The 20,071-nt window shown below is 72.7% G+C and carries 9 protein-coding genes; 6 read left to right on the top strand and 3 right to left on the bottom strand.

The features are described from left to right. Positions 1–625: 625 nt before the first annotated feature. The 6 genes from ACIHFE_RS27495 to ACIHFE_RS27470 are packed head-to-tail and all read left to right on the top strand — an operon-like array spanning position 626 to position 15,467. Positions 626–7,678, top strand: a complete 7,053-nt coding sequence (locus tag ACIHFE_RS27495) for an SDR family oxidoreductase (RefSeq protein WP_400110661.1) — start codon at positions 626–628, stop codon at positions 7,676–7,678. Next, positions 7,675–12,120, top strand: coding sequence for a beta-ketoacyl synthase N-terminal-like domain-containing protein (locus ACIHFE_RS27490; protein ID WP_400110893.1), 4,446 nt, complete (start codon positions 7,675–7,677; stop codon positions 12,118–12,120). Before ACIHFE_RS27495 ends, ACIHFE_RS27490 begins: the two co-directional genes overlap by 4 nt. Next, positions 12,117–12,437 carry an acyl carrier protein gene (locus ACIHFE_RS27485; protein ID WP_400110659.1) on the top strand — a complete coding sequence of 107 codons (321 nt, stop codon included), beginning with the start codon at positions 12,117–12,119 and terminating at the stop codon, positions 12,435–12,437. Before ACIHFE_RS27490 ends, ACIHFE_RS27485 begins: the two co-directional genes overlap by 4 nt. Beyond that, positions 12,434–13,228 carry an alpha/beta fold hydrolase gene (locus ACIHFE_RS27480; RefSeq protein ID WP_400110657.1) on the top strand — a complete coding sequence of 265 codons (795 nt, stop codon included), beginning with the start codon at positions 12,434–12,436 and terminating at the stop codon, positions 13,226–13,228. Before ACIHFE_RS27485 ends, ACIHFE_RS27480 begins: the two co-directional genes overlap by 4 nt. Continuing rightward, on the top strand, positions 13,225–14,403 hold the full coding sequence (locus ACIHFE_RS27475; RefSeq protein ID WP_400110655.1) for a glycosyltransferase: 1,179 nt from the start codon (positions 13,225–13,227) through the stop codon (positions 14,401–14,403). The genes ACIHFE_RS27480 and ACIHFE_RS27475 overlap by 4 nt, the downstream gene beginning before the upstream one ends. Continuing rightward, complete coding sequence (locus ACIHFE_RS27470; RefSeq protein WP_400110653.1) at positions 14,400–15,467, top strand: methyltransferase domain-containing protein; 1,068 nt, start codon at positions 14,400–14,402, stop codon at positions 15,465–15,467. Before ACIHFE_RS27475 ends, ACIHFE_RS27470 begins: the two co-directional genes overlap by 4 nt. A gap of 12 nt (positions 15,468–15,479) precedes the next feature. On the opposite strand, the gene ACIHFE_RS27465 is transcribed toward ACIHFE_RS27470, so the two are convergent. From ACIHFE_RS27465 to ACIHFE_RS27455, 3 genes are all read right to left on the bottom strand, one after another. Next, a complete protein-coding gene (locus ACIHFE_RS27465) occupies positions 15,480–16,337 on the bottom strand; it encodes a class I SAM-dependent methyltransferase (RefSeq protein WP_400110651.1) in 858 nt (285 codons plus the stop codon). A gap of 2 nt (positions 16,338–16,339) precedes the next feature. Beyond that, positions 16,340–17,704: a hypothetical protein gene (locus ACIHFE_RS27460; RefSeq protein ID WP_400110650.1), complete on the bottom strand. Its 1,365-nt coding sequence runs from the start codon at positions 17,702–17,704 to the stop codon at positions 16,340–16,342. Positions 17,705–17,890: 186 nt separating this feature from the next. Further along, positions 17,891–19,969, bottom strand: coding sequence for a collagenase (locus tag ACIHFE_RS27455; RefSeq protein WP_400110648.1), 2,079 nt, complete (start codon positions 19,967–19,969; stop codon positions 17,891–17,893). Between the last annotated feature and the right edge of the window lie 102 nt (positions 19,970–20,071).

Genomic DNA, 20,071 nt, shown 5'->3' with positions numbered 1-20,071 from the left:
GGGCTCCGAAGATCGTTATTGATCGCCTCGTGCCCGGGTAGCTGAAGCACGCACAATCTAGGCCATCGGAGCCGGTATGTAGAGGGGATGTGTGTAATTTGTGCTCAGCTTTGAGATTGGATCCATTGAACGGTGATCAATTACAGGTGACTTGATGTCACCGGTGCTCCAACGGGCCTTCTCCGGTACCGGGTTCGGAGACAACTCCCCGCTGTCCGCAATTCGAGCCGACCCGGGTTGTCTTTGCGGCGGCACCGGAATGCCTTGTTCGGCTTGGCCTGCCCGGGTGGCGCTTGGCGGCCGGCCAATTCCCCTGACGCACATGTGAGGTGAGTGACGCACGGGGGCGAGCGAAGGGCTTGTCCGAGGTTGCGGGGGTGACGCCCGCTGTGAAGCGGAATGTGATGCACGGACGGTGGTGGGCTCGCCAGGCAGACAACTACACCTATTCGAACGCTACTTGACGTCTCATCTGTTGGGTGCAACGGTGATGCGGAACGTCATGCTGTCTGTGGGAAAGAAGCGACTGTGGAGGCGGGAGCGATCGAGCACCCGGCTCCTGCCGTATCGTCCGACTCCTGCCGTATTGTCCGGCTTCCAGAGTCCCTGGTGGGGGGCAGGCTTCATGATGCAGACCGTCATCGGTGTCAGTCCGTTCGGCGAAGCCGACGCACGGATCGTCGCGGCCGTCTCCCGGGCCGGCGGGCTCGGTGTGCTCGACCTGGGCAGCGGGGGGCGCCCTCACCGTGAAGCCCTGACCCTCGCCCGCCGGTGGACTCGCGGCACCTTCGGGGTGCGTGTCCCGGAGGGCTGCGCGATCCAGCCGGCGGAGCTGCCCGACCGGGACGACGGAGGGCCGGGCACCGTCCTGCTGGCCCCGGGTGTCAGCTGGCCCGAGAGCGGACATCGGGGCCGCACCGTGCTGGCCGAGGTCCGCTCACGGGCCGAGGCCCGGGCCGCGGTACGGGCGGGGGCGAACGGCATCATCGGACGCGGCAGTGAGTGCGGCGGCCCGGCCGGCGGACTGTCCACCTTTGTACTGCTGCAACAGCTCCTCGCCGACCCCGAGTTGACCGTACCCATCTGGGCCTGCGGTGGCATCGGACCGAACACCGCGGCGGCGGCCGTGGTGGCGGGCGCCGCCGGTGTCGTCCTCGATGTACAGCTCGCGCTGCTGGCGGAAGCGGCCACTCCGGCCGCGCTCGCCCGGCTGCTGCGTACTACGGACGGCACCGGGACGGTGCTCTCCGAAGGACAGCGCCTGCTGGACCGCGATCGTCCGGGGGTCCCCGCCGAACTGCGCGACCGCCCCGTCCCCTTGGGGCAGGACGCTTTCCTCGCGCGCCGCTTCGCCCAGCAGTACCGCACGGTGGGTGCCGCGGTGCGGTCCGTGCTCGAGGGCATCGACCGGGCGATCCGCGCCCCCGGTGCGACGGAGGCGCTGCTCCCCGGATCGGCCATGAGTCGCTCGCTCGGCACCCAACTCCCCGTGGTGCAGGGGCCGATGACCCGGGTCAGCGACCAGGCACGGTTCGCCACCGCCATCGCCGAGGGCGGCGGCCTGCCCTTTGTCGCCCTGGCCCTGGCCGGCCCCGAGCAGACCAGATCCCTCCTGGAGGAGACCAGGAACGCCCTCGACGGGCGGCCCTGGGGCGTGGGCATCCTGGGCTTCGCGCCGGAGGAGGTGCGCGCCGCCCAGCTGGAGGCCGTGCGCGAACTCCGGCCCACCCACGCCATCCTCGCCGGCGGCCGCCCCACGCAGGCCGCCGCGCTGGACGCCCGTGGCATCCGCACCTTCCTGCAGGTTCCGACACCCGGGCTGCTCGGCCAGTTCCTTGACGCGGGTGCCCGGCGATTTGTCTTCGAGGGCGCCGAATGCGGCGGCCATATCGGACCCAGCAACTCCTTCCCCCTGTGGGAGGCCCAACTGGCCGTCCTGACGGACTTCCTGGACGCCCGCCCGGGTCGGGACGAGGCGCCGGGCATCGAGGTGCTGTTCGCCGGCGGGGTGCACGACGAGCGCTCGGCGGCGATGGTCGCGGCGCTGTCCACCGGGCTCACCCGGCGCGGTGCCGCGATCGGCCTCCTGATGGGCACCGCCTATCTCTTCACCCGCGAGGCGGTGGAGTGCGGCGCGGTGCGGCCGGTCTTCCAGCACACGGTGCTGGGCGCTCAGAGCACCGTCCTGCTGGACACCGCTCCGGGCCATGTCACCCGCTGCGTACCCAGCCCGTTCACCGACACCTACCGCACGCACCAGGAGGAGCTGCGCCGGCAGGGCGTCCCCGGACGGCAGGCCTGGGAGCGGCTGGAGCGGCTCAACCTCGGGCGGCTGCGCATCGCTAGCAAGGGCATCGAGCGGGTGGACGGTGAGCTCCATGAGGTGGACGAGGGACGGCAGTTCAACGAGGGCATGTTTATGGCCGGAGAGGTGGCGGTGCTGCGCGACGCCATCACCACCGTCGCCGAACTGCACCATGGAGTGACGGACGGGGCGGCCGCCTTCTACCAACGGCGAGCGGCGGAAGTGCCGGCCGGCGCGGTCTCCGGGGCGGCGGACGGCACACCAAGGGTGCCCGCGCCACGGCCGCTCGATATCGCGATCGTCGGCATGGCCGGCATGTTCCCCGGCGCCCCCGACCTGCCCGCCTTCTGGGCCCAGGTGCTCGGCGGCATGGACGCGGTGACCGAGGTGCCCCCGGAACGCTGGGATCCGGCCCTGTACCACGGCGAAGAGGCGCCCGCGCACGATGTCTCGGCCTCGCGCTGGGGCGGCTTCCTGCCGGGAATTCCCTTCGACCCGCTGCGCTACGGCATCCCTCCGACCTCGCTTGCCGCCATCGAACCCGTCCAACTGCTCGCCCTGGAGGCGGCCCGGCGAGCCCTCGCCGACGCGGGCTATGAGCACCGGGAGTTCCCGCGTCAACGCACCGGGGTGGTCTTCGGGGCCGAGGCCGGCAGCGATCTGTCCCACGCGGCCACGCTGCGCACCGTCCTGCCGTCCTATCTCGGCGGACGGATCCCGGAGGAACTGGCGGAACAACTGCCCACCCTCACCGAGGACTCGTTCCCCGGGATGCTCGCCAATGTCATCTCCGGCCGGATCGCCAACCGCTTCGACCTCGGCGGCGCCAACTACACCGTGGACGCCGCCTGCGCCTCCTCGCTCGCCGCCGTCGACGTGGCCTGCAAGGAGCTGGCGGCGGGGGCGGCGGACCTGGTCCTGTGCGGCGGCGCCGACCTGCACAACGGCATCAACGACTATGTGCTCTTCTCCTCCGTGCACGCGCTCTCCCCGACCGGCCGCTGCCGGACCTTCGACGCCGGGGCGGACGGCATCGCGCTGGGCGAGGGCGTCGGCTGTGTGGTGCTCAAGCGGCTCTCCGACGCCCGACGGGACGGGGACCGGGTCTATGCCGTCATCAAGGGCATCGGCGCCTCCAGCGACGGACGGTCCCTCGGCCTGACCGCGCCACGTCCGGAAGGCCAGCGCACCGCCCTGGAACGGGCCTATGCCCAGGCCCATATCCCGCCCTCCCGGGTCGGGCTGGTCGAGGCACATGGCACCGGCACGGTGGTCGGCGACCGCACCGAACTCGAGGTGCTCACCCAGGTGTTCCAGGAGTCGGGCGCCGAGCCGGGCCGGTGTGTGGTCGGTTCGGTCAAGTCGCAGATCGGCCACACCAAATGCGCGGCCGGCCTGGCCGGTCTGATCAAGACGGCCCTGGCCCTGTACACCGGGGTGCGCCCGCCGACCCTGCACCTCCAGCGGCCCAACCCGGCGTGGCACCCACGGACCAGCCCGTTTGTCTTCCACCGGCGGGCCCTGCCCTGGGCCCAGCCGGCCGGTGAACGGGTGGGCGGGGTCAGCGCTTTCGGCTTCGGCGGCACCAACTTCCATGTGGTGATGCGGGGGTGCGACGGCGAGGCGCCGCCACGCCGGGCCGCCGACGCCTGGCCCGCCGAACTGTTCCTGTTCCGCGGTGAGACGGCGGTCGAGGAGCTGCTGCGGCTGGCGGAGGCGGACCCGGCGTGGCGCCTTCGCGATCTGGCCCGTACCGCGGCGCGCCGGGCCTCGGACCCGGCCGCCGGCCCGGTCACCGCGGCCGTGGTCGCCGCCGGCCTGGCCGAACTGCCCGGCCTGCTGCGGGCCGCGCTGGCCGGCCGGCCGGCACCGGGCGTCTTCACCGCCGGAGCCGAGCGGGTGACCGGCGCGCTGGCCCTCCTCTTCCCGGGCCAGGGCAGCCAACGGCCCGGCATGCTCGCGGACTTGTTCACCGCCTTCCCCGAGACCCACCGGCATCTGCGCCGAGCCCCGGTCGGCGAGATGTTCCCGCCGGCCGCGTTCGGCCCGGACGAGCGGGACGCGCGGCGTGCCCGGCTCGCCGACACCCGCCGGGCTCAGCCGGCCCTGGGCGCCGCCTGCCTGGCCGTCCACGATGTGCTGATGGATCTGGGCATCCGCCCCGACATGGCGGCCGGCCACTCATACGGGGAGCTGGTGGCGCTGTGCGTGGCCGGCGCGTTCCCCGCCGAGACGCTGCCGGAGCTGAGCCTGCTGCGTGCCGAGGCGATGCTGGACGCGGCCGGGGAGGAGCCGGGTGCCATGGCCGCCGTCACGGCGGGGGCGGCCCCGGTGGACGCCGCGCTGGCCGGGGCCGGCCTCATCGGCCAGGTGGTGGTGGCGGGGCACAACTCCCCGTCCCAGACCACCATTTCGGGGCCGGCCCAAGCGGTGCGGCAGGCGGTCGTGGCCCTGGAGGACGGCGGCTTCCGGGTCCAGCCGCTCGAGGTGGCCTGCGCCTTCCACAGCCCGATGATGGCCGGCGCGGCGGAGACCTTCGCCGAGGTGCTCGCCTCCCGCCCCTTGCGGACACCGGAGCTCCCGGTGTGGTCCGGCCTGACAGCGACCCGCTACCCGGCGGACACCACGGAACTGCGGGCCCGCCTCGCCGGGCAGATCGTGGCGCCGGTGCGTTTCGCCGAACAGATCGAGGCGATGTACGAAGCCGGCGCGCGGATCTTTGTCGAGGCGGGCCCGGGCACCGCACTCACCGGCCTGGTACGCGCCACCCTCGGTGACCGTCCGCACCTGGCCGTCCCCTTCGAACCGCACCCCAAGGCCGGGCTGCGCGGCCACTTGGAGGCGCTGGCCCGGCTGGCGGTCTCCGGCGGCGTCCGGGTCGACGCGGAAGCGCTGTTCGCGGGCCGGGACGCGGTGGTGGCCGAACCCGGGCGGCTGCCGGAGCGCCCCGGCTGGATCGTGGACGGCCACCTGGTCCGCACCGCGGACGGCGGACCGCTCCCCGGCGGCCTGCGGCCCGCACGGAAGATCGCGCCGCTCATGTCGGCCCCCGGCGGTGACGGCGCCAACGGCACCGGGCGGGTGGAGCGGGAGGTGCTGCTCCAGGACTTCCTGCGCGGCAGCCGTGAACTGATCGCGGCACAGCGGGACATCCTGCTGACGTACTTCGGGGGCGCGGGAGCGGTTCCACCACCGGCCCCCGCGCCGATGACGGAACCGGCCGCCCTGCCGGCCGAGGCGGTGCCGGCCGAGGCACGCCATGACGCGGAGGCCGGCGAGCCGGATCTGTTGCACACGGTGTTGTCGGTGATCAGCGAACGGACCGGTTACCCCGTGGAGATGATCGATCCCCAGCTCGACCTCGAGGCCGATCTGAGCGTGGACTCGATCAAGCGGACGGAGATCGCGGGCGAACTGCTGAAGCGGCTGGGGGGTGCGGGGGCCGGCCAACGGACGTGGGACGACACCTACTTGGAGAAGGTGTCCCGGGCGCGGACCGCGGCGTCGATCGCCGAGTGGATGGCCGCGCAGTCGGGCGGCGCGGGTGCCTTGGGTGGCACGGTTGGCACCGGCGCCACGGGCGTCACGGATGGCACGGTTGGCGCCAGTGCCGTGGGCGTTTTGGTCGGCACCAGCGCCGTGGGCGTCGCGGACGGCAGGGACAGCACCATCGTCACGGACGGCGCGGTCGACGCCAGTGGCATGGGCGTTACGGGCGCCACCGGCGTCATGGGCGTCACGGACGGTAGGGGCGCCACCGGCGCCACGGGTGCCACGTATAGCACCGGCGGCACCGGCGGCACCGGCGTCATGGTTGCCGCGGGCGCCACGGACAGCACCGGCGTCACGGGCATCACGGGCGTCCCGGCGCAGCCGGAGCCGGCCGCCCCCGCGGCCACCGTGCCGACCGGAGTAGCGCCCCAGCGGTATGTGCTGCGGGGCGTGGCACTGAGCGACGCGCCGGCACCGGACGGCACCACGGCCCTACGGGGCAGCCACCTCCTGGTGCTCGGCGGCAGTGCCCGCCTCACCCAGGCCCTCCTCGCCCGGCTCCATGGCCTCGGGGCGCATGTCGCCCACTCCGACGGGGCCCCGGGCGACGCCGCCGGGCCGCTGGACGGAGTGATCCTGCTGGCCGGTCCCGCCGGGGAGCTGGCCAGGCCGGTGCTGCCGGACGCCTTCCCCCTCTTCAAGGAACTGCTCGGACGCGGGCCGCGCCGGCTGCTGTATGTCCGGCAGGCCGGGGACGACGGAGGCGGCGAAGGGCTTGCCGGTTTCTTCCGTACCGTCGCCCGTGAGTATCCGGACACGGTCGCCCGCCTGGTGTCCGTTCCCGGCTCGTGGGACGACGACGGGACGGCGGACGCCATCCTCGGAGAGCTCCTCGCACCGGACCGGGCGCCCGTCGTCGAGCGCACCACGGACGGCCGGCGGTTCGGCAGCGAACCGCGGGAGGCCCCACGGGACCGGCTGCGCACCGATGACGAGTCCACCGGGGAACGGGCCGCCGAGGCACTCGGCCTCGGGCCGGAGTCCGTCCTGCTGTTCGCGGGCGGCGCGCGGGGCATCGCCGCGCGGGTGGCCATCGCCCTCGCCGCGGCCGCCCGCTGCCGGATCGAACTGCTCGGCCGCACCGGCCCGGCCGACACCGCCGAGCCGCCCGGGATCGCGGGCGTCACCGGCCGCACCGCGTTGCGGGCCGCGCTCGCGGCGCGCGGGGAGCATGGCGGCCCCGCGGAGATCGACCGGGAGGCCGGCCGCGTCCTGGCCCGCCGGGAGATCGAGGCGACCCTCGCCGGGATCCGCGCGGCCGGCGGCGAGGGCCGGTACCGTCGCGTCGATCTGCGGGACCCGGCCGCCGTCGAGCAGGCGGTCAAGGAGACCCATGCCCGCCATGGACGCATCGACGGTCTGGTGCACGCCGCCGGAGTTATCGCGGACGGGCTCATCGCCGACAAGGATCCGGCCTCGTTCGCCCAGGTCTACGAGACCAAGGCGGACAGTGCCCGCACCCTGTTCACCGCGCTGCGCCGGCTGCCCCAACCACCGTGCTTCACCGTGCTGTTCGGCTCCGTGGCGGCCGTGTACGGCAACCGGGGACAGGCCGACTACGCCGCCGCCAATGACGCCCTGGCCACGCTGGGCCGACAGTGGCACCGCCGCACGGGCCGGCGGGTACTGACCGTGCACTGGGGGCCATGGGCCCCGGACGAGGTGCACGGCGGGATGGTCGGCCCCGAACTCGCCCGGGAGTATGCCCGGCGCGGTATCGGCCTGATCGACCCCAGGGAGGGTGTGCTCGCTCTGCTGCGAGAACTGAGCTGGGGCGACGACGAGATGGACGAGGTCGTCTACGCCGCTCCCGGGTGGTGACGGTGAACCCCGAGCCGGTGGCCGTCATCGGGATGGCCGTCACCCTGCCCGGCGCGGAGAACCTCGACCGGTACTGGCACAACCTCCGCACCGGCGCCGACGCCATCTCCGAGGCCCCGCCGGGCCGTTGGGACCAGGACGAGTACCGCTCCGGTGCCATCTACTGCCGGCGCGGCGGATTCATCGACGACCGGCTCACCGGATTCGACCCCGCCGCCTTCGGCATGATGCCGGGCTCCGTCCCGGCCACCGAGCCCGACCAGCTGATCGCCCTGCGCACGGCGGCCGACGCCATCGCCGACGCGGGCGGCCTCACCGCCGTGGACCCCGCCCGGATCGGTGTGGTGCTGGGCCGCGGCGGCTATCTGACCGCCGGGCTGGCGCGGCTCGACCAACGGGTCCGCACCGCCGGCCAGTTGACCCGCACCCTGCGGGAGCTGCTGCCAGGCCTGGGCGAGGAACGGCTGGCCCGGATCCGTACCGCCTTCGAGGAGGCCCTGGGACCGGACAGCCCCGACGGGGTCATCGGACTGGTCCCCAACTTCGCCGCCGCACGCCTCGCCAACCGGCTGGACCTGCGCGGCCCCGCCTACACGGTCGACGCGGCCTGCGCCTCCGCACTGCTGGCGGTCGACCAGGCGGTGACCGAACTGACCACGGGACGCTGTGATGTGATGCTCGCCGGGGGCGTGCACCACTGCCACGATGTGACCCTGTGGTCGGTCTTCGCCCGCCTGGGCGCGCTCTCCCCGACCCAGCGGATCCGCCCCTTCCACCGGGACGCGGACGGTGTGCTGATGGGCGAGGGCACCGCGGTGGTCGTCCTCAAACGGCTCGCCGACGCGGTACGCGACGACGACCGGGTGTACGCGGTGGTACGGGGAGTCGGGGTGGCCGGTGACGGGCGGACCGCGGCCCTGGTGAACCCCGACCCGGACGGCCAGACCCGGGCCGTCCGGCTGGCCTGGGCGGCGGCCGGGGTGGACCCCGCCGCCCCGGGGGCGATCGGCCTGCTGGAAGCGCATGGCACGGGCACCCCGAATGGCGACGCGGCCGAAATCACCACCGTGCGGCGGGTGTTCGGCACCCCGAGCGAACCGGACGCGGTGATCGGCTCGGTCAAGTCGATGATCGGCCACACCATGCCGGCCGCCGGCGCGGCGGGCCTGGTCAAGGCCGCCCTGGCCCTCCACCACCAGGTGCTGCTGCCCACCCTGCACTGTGAAGACCCCCACCCCGCCCTGCTCGCCACCCGCTTCCGCCCGGCCCCGACGGCCCGCCCCTGGGCGGCGGCGGTGCGCCGGGCCGGGGTGAACGCCTTTGGCTTCGGCGGCATCAACGCCCATGTGGTGCTGGAGGAGTTCGCCCCCGCGACCGGGAAGCGGCGGGCCGCATCCCCGGCGCTGCGAGTCCGCGAGCCCGAACCGCTTCTGCGCATCGCGGCGGACACGACGGAAGAGCTGCGCACGCTACTCGAGGGTGAAGACACCCGGCTGCGGGCCGAGGGGGCCATCGGTGCCGGCGGCGCCCGGGTGGCCGTGGCCGGGCCCGGGCCCGAACGCCTGTCACTGGCCAGGAAGGTGGTCGCCCGCGGCCTGGGCTGGGGCGGCCGCCGCGAGGTGTGGTTCGCGCCCCGGCCACTGCTCGGACCGGCCGGCGGCGGCCGCACCGCCTTCCTCTTCCCCGGCCTGGAGGCCGGGTTCACACCCCAGGGCGCGGACATCGCCCGGCACTTCCAACTGCCCCGCCCCACCTGGCAGCAGGCCCGGGTGGGCGCCGTGGCCGAACATGGCGCCGCCGTCGTCGACGCCGGCCGCCTCCTGGCCGCCGCGCTGCGCCGCGTGGGTGTGGTTCCGGACGCCCTGGCCGGGCACAGCGTGGGGGAGTGGACCGCCATGGCCGTCGGCGGGATCTTCGCCGACAAGGAAGTGGACGCCTTCCTAAGGGAGTTCGACCCCACCTCACTGCGCGTTCCGGACCTGGTGTTCGTGGCCTTCGGAGCCCCCGCCGACCAGGTGGAGGCGGCCCTGGCCGGTGTGGACCAGGTGGTGCTCTCCCACGACAACGCCCCGCACCAGTCCGTGGTCTGCGGCCGTGCCGCCCAGGTGGCGAAGGTGACGGAACGGCTGCGCCGGGCGGGCGTGCTCGGCCGCGAGCTGCCCTTTGAGTCCGGCTTCCACACCCCCATGCTGGCGCCCTATCTGGGGCCCATCCGGGAGGCGATGCGCCGCTTCACCCTGCACCGGCCCTGGGTGCCGGTCTGGTCGGGTACGACCTGCGCGCCGTTCCCGCAGGGGGAGGCGGAGGTCCGTGAACTGGCCGTGCGCCATCTGCTGGAGCCGGTCCGGTTCCGTGGTCTGGTCGAGTCCCTGTACGCGGCCGGGTTCCGGGCCTTTGTCCAGGCCGGCCAGGGCCAGTTGCCGGCGCTGGCCGGCGATATCCTCACCGGCCGCGAGCACCTGGCGGTCTCCGCCGGAACCATGGACGACGACGGCCTGGGCCAACTGCGGCGGGCCGTGGCCGGGCTGTGGGCGTATGGGGCGGAGCCCGACTTCACGGCCCTGGACCCCGGGGGAGTCCGCGGCACCGGCACCGTACCTCCGCGACCGGCCACCGGCCCGGCCCGGCCGGAGGTGCGGCTCGCCCTGGATGCCGGACCGGTCCACCTCGAACCCGCCACCCGGGACCGGCTGCGCGCGGCGCTGCGCGACGCGCCGGCCGCCCCGGGCGGATCCAGTCAACTCGACCACGCCGCACGGCGGTTCCCGGCGGCGGCGGAGCTGAGTGCCCTGCTGGCCGAGACGGCCGACGCGGCCGCCGCCCTCTTCGCCGCACACGGCGGCCCCCGGCCCGCCACACCCGCACCACGGCGGGCGACAATGGCGGGCCACCCGGCGGACCTCGCCCGGACCAGCACGGTCCGGGTGGCCCTGGACACCATGCCCTACCTCGCCGACCACTGCTTCTACCGTCAGCGGCCCAACTGGCCCGATATCGGGGACCGTTGGCCGGTGGTCCCCGCGACCACCATGATCCAGCGCATGGCGGACGCGGTGACCGCGACCGGCACCGGTGTCCCGGTAGCCGTCCGCGAGGCCCGGTTCCTGGAGTGGCTGGTCGCCGAGCCGGCCGTCGAGGCCACCATGACCGTGAGGACCAACCCCGGCCAAACCCGCCGCCATACGGTGGAGTTCGGCCGGTATGCGCGTGCGGAGATCGAGACGGCGCCCGGCCACCCGGCACCGCCCGCCCGCTGGCCCGAACCGGCCGGCGAGGAGGTGCCCACCGTCTCGGCCCGGCGGATGTACCAGGAGCGCTGGATGTTCCATGGCCCGCTCTTCCGGGGCGTCACCACGGTCACCGCCCTGGGCGCACGGCACGTCCGGGGCGTGCTCACCGCTCCGCCGGCACCCGGCGCGCTCCTGGACAACGCCGGACAGCTGCTCGGCTACTGGCTGATGGCCACCCACCCCGACCGCACGGTGGTGCTGCCGGTCGGGATCCGGGAGATCCGCTTCCATGGACCGGAGCCCGCGGCGGGCCAACTCCTCGACTGCCACATCCGGATCACCTCCCTCACCGAGACCCTGCTGGCGGCGGACATCCAGCTCAGCCACCGTGGAACCGTCTGGTGCGCGATCAATGGCTGGGAGGACCGCCGGTTCGACGCACCGCCCGTCACCGAGGCCATCCGGCGGTGGCCCGAGCGCAGCACGCTGGCCCAGGCCCAGCCCGGTGGCTGGCATCTGGTCTTCGAGTACTTCCCCGACCCGGCCTCCCGCGAGCTGATGATGCGCAACCTGCTGGGCGGCGCCGAACGGGACGCCTACGCGGCCCGCCCGCCACGGGGGAGACAGCAATGGCTGCTCGGGCGGATCGCCGCCAAGGACGCCGTGCGTCAGTACTTATGGCAGCACGGTGCCGGCCCGGTCTTCCCCGCCGAGATCCGGGTCCGCAACGACGACAGCGGCCGGCCGCACCCGGAAGGGGTGCACGGCCGGGAGCTGCCCCCACTGGAGTTGTCCCTCGCCCATTGCGCGGAAGCCGCGGTGGCCCTGGTGCGCCCGGCCGGCGCCGTACCCACCGGCATCGACATCGAGGAGATCAGCGAGCGGCCGGCGGCCACCCGGGACGCGGTGCTGGCCCCCGAGGAGCGCCCGCTCTTCGACCGGCTCGGCGGCGACGCGCACACCCTGATCCGCTTCTGGGCGGCCAAGGAGGCCGCGGCCAAGGCCGAGGGCACCGGCCTGCGAGGCAGACCGCGGGACTTCCGCGTCGCCACCGCCGACGGTGACCGGCTGACGGTCCATACGCCCCGTGGCCACACCCACCCCGTGTCCCTCGCCGAGATCGGCAACCCGCCCGGCCTGCGGCCCCGCCGGTATGTCGTCGCCTGGACCGAGGACACTCATCGGCAGCACCACGAGGAGAGCCCCCTATGACCCCCACCCCCGCGTCCAACGCGTCCAAAGCCCTCCCGGAGGCCGGCGAGAGCGCGGTCCTCGCCGAACTCACCGAGGCACTGCACCGTGTGCTCCCCGAGCTTGGCCTCGAAGCCATGGCCATCACCATGGACACCCGCTTTGTCGAGGACCTCGACCTGGAATCCATCGACCTGATCACCCTCACCGGCGAACTCGGGCGCCGCTATGGCGACCGGGTCGACTTCCCGGCCTTCTTCGCCGCCCTGGAACTCCCCGAGATCATCGGGCTCTCCGTCGGTCAGGTCGTCCGCTATATCGCCGGATGCCTGGGGTGACGGCCATCCGGCGCCCGCGCCTGAACGCCGTGCGCATCGGACCGCCCGGCCGGAACCCTGTCGTCCTGGTGCATGGCATCGCCACGGACAACCTGAGCAGCTACTACTTCACCGTGGCCCCGGTCCTCGCGGCGGCCGGACACGATGTGGTGATGTACGACCAGCGCGGCCACGGCCGCAGCGAACGCCCGGCCACCGGCTACCACTTGGCGGACTTCACCGGCGATCTTGACGCCCTCCTCCACGACCTGGACATCACCGGCCCGGTCCACCTGGTCGGCAACTCCTTCGGCGGCACCGTCGCCTTCGACTACGCGCTGCACCACCCCGACCGGATCGCCGGCGTCCTGGTCGTGGAGTCCGAGCCGCCCACCGTGGCCTGGGCGGCCAAGATGAGCGCCCTGCTGGCGGGCTCGGCACACCAGCTCCGGGACCCGCGGACCCTGCCCTGGATCGAGCGGACCTACGGCCGGCATGAGGCCCGACTGGTGCGCTGGGCCTGCCCGTTGCTGCATGGGACGACGATCGCCGAGGACATCGCGGCCAGCCGCATACCCAACGAAGAGCGTTGGCGGACTCTGGATGTGCCGGTGCTCGCGGTGTACGGGGACACCTCCGACCTCGCCGCAATGGCGGACTGGCTGGAGTCCCTGCTCCCCGACTGCCGTACCCGCCGGATCGCGGGACATGGCCACTCCGTGCTGGTCGGCACCCCACGGACCGTCGGACCGCTGATGCTGGACTGGCTCCGTACGGGGCACCGGCACCCGGCGAAGGCCATCCGGGTATGAGGCGCTTCCTCTTTGTGGTGCCACCGCTCGTCGGACATATCAACCCGGCGGTCGCGGTCGCCGCCGAACTCACCCGGCGCGGCCACCGGGTGGCCTGGGCCGGACTCCCCGCCCTGGTCGAGGAGTTGGCGGGACCCGGCGCGGAAGTCCACCCCTGCGCGGCGCCCGCCGGTCTGCACCGGCCTCCCGGGCTGCGCGGGGTGGCGGCGCTGCGCTTTCTGTGGCAGGACTTCCTCGGGCCGCTCGCCACCGCGATGGCGCCCGGGGTGGAACGGGCCGTCGCCGCCTGCCACCCGGATGTGATCGTCGCCGACCAGCAGGCGCTCGCCGGAGCGCTGACCGCCGAACGGCTGGGCATCCGCTGCGCCACCTCCGCCACCACCTCCGCCGAGTTCTCCGCCGCGCTCGACGGAATGCCCAAGGTGGCGGCATGGATCCATGAGCTGCTGGCCGGGCTGCGCGGCACGCTGGGCGATCCGGCGCGCACCCATGACCCGCGGTTCTCGCCGGACCTTGTCCTCGCCTTCACCACCACCGCCCTGGCGGGCGAGTGCACCCCGCCCCCGCAGACCCGTTTTGTAGGACCCGCGCTCGCGCCACGGCCCGAACCGGCGCCCTTCCCCTGGCAGCGGCTGGACCCCGGCCGGCACACCGTCCTGGTCTCCCTCGGCACCGCCAACACCGATCTCGGCGCCCGCTTCCTCGCCGAGTGCGCCGCGGCCGTAAGGGACCGCGCACGGCAGGTCCAGGCCGTGATCGCCGACCCGGGCGGGGTGCTCGACGGCGCCCCGGACGACGATGTGCTGGCGGTGGACCGGATGCCACAACTCGCCCTGCTGCCCCGGGCGTCGGCGGTGGTCTGCCACGCCGGCCACAACACCGTCGCCGAGTCCCTGACGCATGGGGTGCCGCTGGTGGTCGCCCCGATCCGGGACGACCAGCCCGTGATCGCCGCACAGGTCACCGCGGCCGGCGCCGGGATCCGCGTCCGGTTCGGCCGCGGCGACCGCCGCGTCATCGGCGCCGCACTGGACGAGTTGCTCACCGCCCCTCAGTACCGCGCGGCCGCCCGCCGGGTTCAGGACTCCTTCCGCGCCGCGGGAGGAGCCGCCGCGGCCGCCGCCCACCTCGAAGAACTCGCCGCCACAGCACGAGGAGAACCAGGAGGAGCATGAACCGGACCCAGCAAGTCGCCCGGCTCCGCATCGCCTACCAGCGCGAACTCGCCCTTGGCACCGAACGCTTCCAGGCAGCGAAGCGCACCGTGTGCCCCTGGTGCGGCTCATCCCGGCTGCGAACCCGGCTGCGCACCGTCGACCTGCTCCAGCACAAGCCCGGCACCTTTGTCATCGACCAGTGCCGGGACTGCTCCCACTCCTTCCAGAACCCCCAACTCACCCCCGAGGGACTGGACTTCTACTACCGGGACTTCTATGACGGACTGGGTGCCGCCCAGGCGGAATGGGTCTTCGGCGCCCAGGGCAGCCGCAAGCGCTACCTCGCCGGCGCCCGCGCCCTGCTCCCGTTCGGCACCCCCCGCCGCTGGCTGGACGTCGGCACCGGGTACGGGCACTTCCCCCAGACCGCCCGGACTGTGCTTCCGGCCACCGTCTTCGACGGCCTCGACCTCGGCGAAGGTGTCGAGGAGGCCAGGAACCAGGGCCGGATCGCCGAGGCGTACCAGGGTCTGCTCACCGAGCTGGCGCCCAAGCTGGAGGCGAGATATGACGCGGTGAGCATGTTCCACTATCTGGAGCACTCCACCGACCCGCGCGCGGAACTGACCGCCGCCCGGACCGTCCTCGCCCCCGGCGGGCACCTGATCATCGAGGTGCCGGACCCGGAGTGTGTGATGAGCCGGATCCTGGGCCGCTGGTGGACGGGGTACTTCCAGCCCCAGCACCAGCACCTCATCCCGCTCGCCAACCTCCGCCGCGAACTGGAATCACTGGGCTGCGCCGTGGTGGCCGTCGGACGGCGCGAGCCGCATATCCGGGCCGAACTCACCGGCGCAGCGGCCCTCGCCCTGGGCCACTTCCTGCCGCCCGCCGACGACCCCTGGCGCGCCCGCCCGCCCAGCCGTCTCCAACGGACGGCCCGCGAGGCCCTGTTCTGGTCGGCCGTCCCCCTGATCGCCGGCGTCTACGGTCTCGACCAGCTGCTCGCCCCGCTCCTCAGCCGGACGCGGTTCTCCAACGCCTACCGGATCGTGGCCCGCAGCGGAGCCGCTCCCCGCTGAGCACGCTGCGGTTCAGGCGAACCGCAGCAGGGTCACCGCGGGGGAGATGGACCGGAAGACCGGCACCAGATGCTGGTACTGGATGAACCGGCCCGTCACCCCACGGCCGCGCTCCATGGTCAGCGCCCGCACCTCGGTGATGCGCGGATGCACCGAGTACAGCCGGTGACGGTCACCGGGCGCCATCGACCAGTGCATCGGCGGGATGGTCAGCTCGCCGATCCGGATCTTTCCCTCGCGCGTCAGCCTGGTGATCCAGCGGGGCATCGAGTCCAGGATCAGCGCTCCGCCCGGCAACCGCTCGGCGCATGCGGCGATGATCTCCCTCACTTCGCGGGGCCGCAGATACATCATCAGCCCCTGCGCGGTGACGATCGTGCCCCGTTCAGGGGCGTCGATCTCATCGAGCCAGCTGAGGTCGGCGGCGGACCGGGCAAGGACCCGCAGCCGTGGATGTTCCGGCAGCACCGCGCACCGCAGCCCGACGGCCTCCGGCAGGTCGACGCTCAGCCAGCGCAGCCGCCCGTTGTCCACGCGCCAGAACCCGGTTTCCAGACCCTCGCCGAGCGCGACCACGGTGGCCTCCGGATGCCGGTCGGTGTACCGCAGCACCGCCCGGTCGAAGGTGAGCGAACGCAGCCCCTGCACCTGGGAGAAGAGGGGATGCGGAGGACCCAGCCGGGCCTCGAAGGGGTAGTCGAGGGCCTGGATCAGCGCGGTCGCCAGGGGATCGTCCAGCACCGGGTCGGCGTGCCCCGCCTCGCAGGCCCGATTCCACAGGGTCCACAGCAGCGTCTCCGGCAGGCCGCTCAACTTCGCTTTGAAACGGGCGGGTTGGGTGCCGTCGTCCGGCTTGTGCCCAGGGGGCATCGTCAGGTCTCCCGAGGTCGCTTGTCGAGCGGGACCGGCGGCTGTCCGGTCTGCTGGAGCACGGTCAGTGAGGTCAGGCGGATTCGGTGCGAGCGGCATTCGGCGCGGACCAGGTCGCCGGTGCGGAGCCGGGCCCATAGCCTGGGGTCGAGGCCGAAGGACCAGGCATAGGACGAGCGGCCGTCGTCGAGGGCGCAGTAGTAGGCGGTCCGGGAGCGGCTGTTGTCCCGGCCGGATGTGATCACCCGTGACCACAGGCTCACCACGGTGGCTTCAAAGGACTCCTCGGCGGGGAACCGGCGCAGCCTCCGGAACGCGGGTAGCCATAGTGCCGTCACCACCACCCAGCACAGCACCGGCACGGACACCGGGACCGCCGCCTCGGATGCGGGCAGCCGGCGGAAGCCGGAGCCCAGGGAGAGGGCCACGGCCGCGCACAGCAGTGTCAGAACGACGAACTGGGAGGGCAGCCCCCACCGGGAGACGGAGCCGATCCGCACCGGCCGCCACCGGCCGCCATGGGATGACCAGACCCAGCGGTCGGAGCGGGGAGTCTCGCCGGGGGCCGCTCCGGGGGCCAGCGATCGGCACACGACAAGGGGATCCAGCGCGGGGTCGTCGGCCGGGGATCCGTTGGCGCGCCACCAGCGGGCCGCCTGTCTGCCCTCCGGGGTGAGCTTCGGCCCATAGGTCAGCAGGTTCACCGGCACCATGATCAGGGGCAGGGTGAGCAGCGCGAGCATCCCCGACCAGTACAGGGAGCCGACATACGGCAGCCATCCGCAGAACAGCAGCACCCCCAGGAGCAGGGCCAGGGCCTTCCAGGCGAACAACTCCCCGTCACCGGCCGGCCCCCAGACCAGGCCGGCCTCGTCGGACTCGTCGCGCACGGCCTGCCGGAACTCCTTCCACCAGCGGTCGTACTCCTTGCCGTCCGCCGGTCCGAGTGCGGCCAGCGGCACCCACTCCAGGCCGCCGCGGCGCTGTTCGATCCGCTGGAGCACCAACTCGCCATGGCGGGGGGCTGGTTCGATTCCCGCGACGCCGGGCGGACCGTCCTCGGGACGCGCGGGTGGCCGTGCGTCCCGCTGTTCGGGAGCGGGGGTGGCCGGGGCCGTGGTGACGGCGAGCCGGCCATGGTCCAGATGGGTCAGGTGAACCCGTGCGGCGCGTTCCAGCGCGAGCAGGGTGTGTGCCACTGCCGAGGTGGTGACCGAGCCGTTGTGCAGCAGCAGTTGAACGGCCGCCGGAGACAGCCGCTCGGCGGGCGGGGGCTGGGGGCGCGGGCGGCGGATCCGCCGTAATCGCAGGATGCCGCAGAACACCGCGTTGATCGCCACGCATAGCGCCACCAGCCCAAGCAGCACCGCACTCTCCCCTTGTGCAACCGTGCAGGACGCGGAATCTCCATCAACTTCAGCATGGCCGAGGCCACCTGCACAGGGGAATGAGTCAATTCCGGGCGGGAGCCAGGACCGGCAAGGCCGCCGTGCGGCTCCTGAACAGGCCGGTCCCGCCCGACTGTTCAGGAGCCGCGCCCCTTACCGGGTGCCTCAGTGCCGCGCGTTGCCGTGCCGTGCGGAGCCGTGCTGTGCGGTGCTGTGCTGTGCGGTGCCGTGGTTGCCGTGGTTGCCGTGTGCGGCGTCCGCCGAGCAGCCGCCGGCCGCGCAGGTGTCGAGCCAGGTGTTGAAGTCGTCGTCGTAACGGGTGCCGATGTCCGAGTTGTAGACGGCATAGCCGCCCGCGTAGTCACCGGCCCGGAACTTGGCGAGCATGGCCTGGATGTCCTCCGGGTGCTTCTCGAACATATAGCGCACCGCCAGGTAGCCCCAGGGGTAAGTGCGGGTCACATCACTGTTGTTGTAGGTGCTCTGCCACAGTGTGCTCAGGGCATAGGTGTGCTTGCCCGCCTCGGCGACCGCCTCGGTGTCGGTGACCCCGCGGTAGCCGTAGGAGACATACTCGGCCAGCCCCTCGATCCACCAGATGTCCGGAACAGTGATCTCCTGGGTGAAGTCGCCCTTCATGTCGTAGCGGGCGTCGAGGTAGTGCGTGTACTCGTGGTTCAGGTTCCATATGCCCGCCGTGAAACCGTCGTCATAGCCCTTCTGGTACATGATCGAGCGGGGCTGGTTGGCGGGGTCGGTCGGGTTCCCGGTCAGGGTGATGCCGCCGTTGTCGGTGTCGACGCCGAATATCGCTCCCGCGTATGTCTGGTAGTCAAGGCGGCTGGAGAAGACGACCAGCTGAAGGGTGTCCTCGTACTGGCCGGGGATCGAGCCGTTGTCCTTCACCAGGCCGTGGAAGTACCCGTCCTGCTTCTGGAGGCTGTCACAGGCGGCGGCGAGCTCGTCCGAGTTGAGCGTCTGGGCCCGGATGGTGCGCGTCCCGTCGCAGGTGTAACTGATCGGCAGCGCGGCCGCGGTGAGCCGGTCGGTCAGGCTGCAGGTGTCGTAGTACGAGCAGTTGTCCTTGTCGCTGGAGTCGGCCTGTTGCGCGATGCCGACCCAGAGCGGGGCGGTCCTGCCGGTGATCGACGAGGCATCGAGCAGTCCCTTCATCAGCGGGCGCACCTTTTCCTGGAGCGCGGAGTGCTGGATGAAGCGGGCCATTTCGATGCCGGCGTTGGAGGCCAGGAAGGAGTTGTCGGTGCCCAGCAGGCCGAGGTGGTTCTGGGCGAAGGAGTAGAGGGTGTCGAGGATGCCCGGGTCGTTGGTGACCGCCTGGATGAAGGCGGGGTTCTGATGCCCCCGGAACAGCGGGGTGTAGACGTTGTTGACCGCGCTGATCATGGCGGGGAACGCGTCGTACGAGCTGTCGTAGGCGTTGAGGACCTTTTTGTAGGTGTCGAGGTACCGCGCCTGCTCATTGGCGCTGTCGGTGAGGGTGATCACCTCACCGATGACATCGCCATTGGCCTGGCTGACATCCATGAAGTGCGGGTTGGCGACAAACGCGTCCAGGGCGCCTTCGATGGCGGCCGACAGGTCCGTACCGTAACCGCCCACATCATTGGGGTGGTTGTACTGGACGTAGTAGCCGGCCCGCAGGAAGAGTACGAGCTGCTGCGCGCCGGTCGAGTTGTCGCCGGAGTAGGTCGCCGCGACGCTCCGGAGAGCGTTGGCGACGGTGACCATCTGGGGTTCGCGGAAGGTCCAGTAGGCGTCCCCACCGGTGACGGTAAACAGAGTGTTGACGCAGTCGGTGGTCGATGCCCTGATGTAGTCGACCAGGTCCGAGCCGCTCCGGGAGGCGAAGTCCGCCGGGGTACAGGAGGCCGCGTCGGCCCGTGCCGCTCTCTTCTTCTTCGCCGCCGTGCCGCTGTGCTGGGGCGTCGGTGCGCTGTGCGGACGGAGCCGGGCGGCGGCCAGCGGTGCGCCCTGCACCGCGGGGCGGTCCGAAGCGGTGGCGGCGGCCGGACCGGCCGGCGGCAGCGGCCGCTTCGCGGACTTGGCACCGGCGACGGGCTTGGCGGGGGTCTTGACGTGGGCCTTCGCCGGGGCCTTCGTGGGGGACTTGGCCGGGCCCGCCGGGCCGGACACCGCGAGAGCCGGGGTGGCCAGCAGGCCGGTGACCGTGGCAAAAGCCGCCAGGCCGACGGCCGTTGACCTGAGACGCGGATGACGTGCCATGAGCTGCTCCTTGTTCATCCGGCCGGCCGCGCCGATGCGGCCGGTCGTGCTGCTGCGGAACGAGAGGTCCTCGGAACAGGAGAGGCGACAGGGCTACCGGCG

Source organism: Streptomyces sp. NPDC052396, from assembly GCF_044593195.1.
Classification (GTDB): Bacteria; Actinomycetota; Actinomycetes; order Streptomycetales; family Streptomycetaceae; genus Streptomyces.
The sequence above is the reverse complement of the archived record's forward strand: the minus strand, read 5'-3'. Positions and strand labels throughout refer to the sequence as shown.

Coding starts and splice junctions, on each gene's coding strand:
- ACIHFE_RS27455 (WP_400110648.1), bottom strand. CDS start 19,969: ATGGCACGTCATCCGCGTCTCAGGTCAACGGCCGTCGGCCTGGCGGCT.
- ACIHFE_RS27465 (WP_400110651.1), bottom strand. CDS start 16,337: ATGCCCCCTGGGCACAAGCCGGACGACGGCACCCAACCCGCCCGTTTC.
- ACIHFE_RS27475 (WP_400110655.1), top strand. CDS start 13,225: ATGAGGCGCTTCCTCTTTGTGGTGCCACCGCTCGTCGGACATATCAAC.
- ACIHFE_RS27485 (WP_400110659.1), top strand. CDS start 12,117: ATGACCCCCACCCCCGCGTCCAACGCGTCCAAAGCCCTCCCGGAGGCC.
- ACIHFE_RS27470 (WP_400110653.1), top strand. CDS start 14,400: ATGAACCGGACCCAGCAAGTCGCCCGGCTCCGCATCGCCTACCAGCGC.
- ACIHFE_RS27495 (WP_400110661.1), top strand. CDS start 626: ATGATGCAGACCGTCATCGGTGTCAGTCCGTTCGGCGAAGCCGACGCA.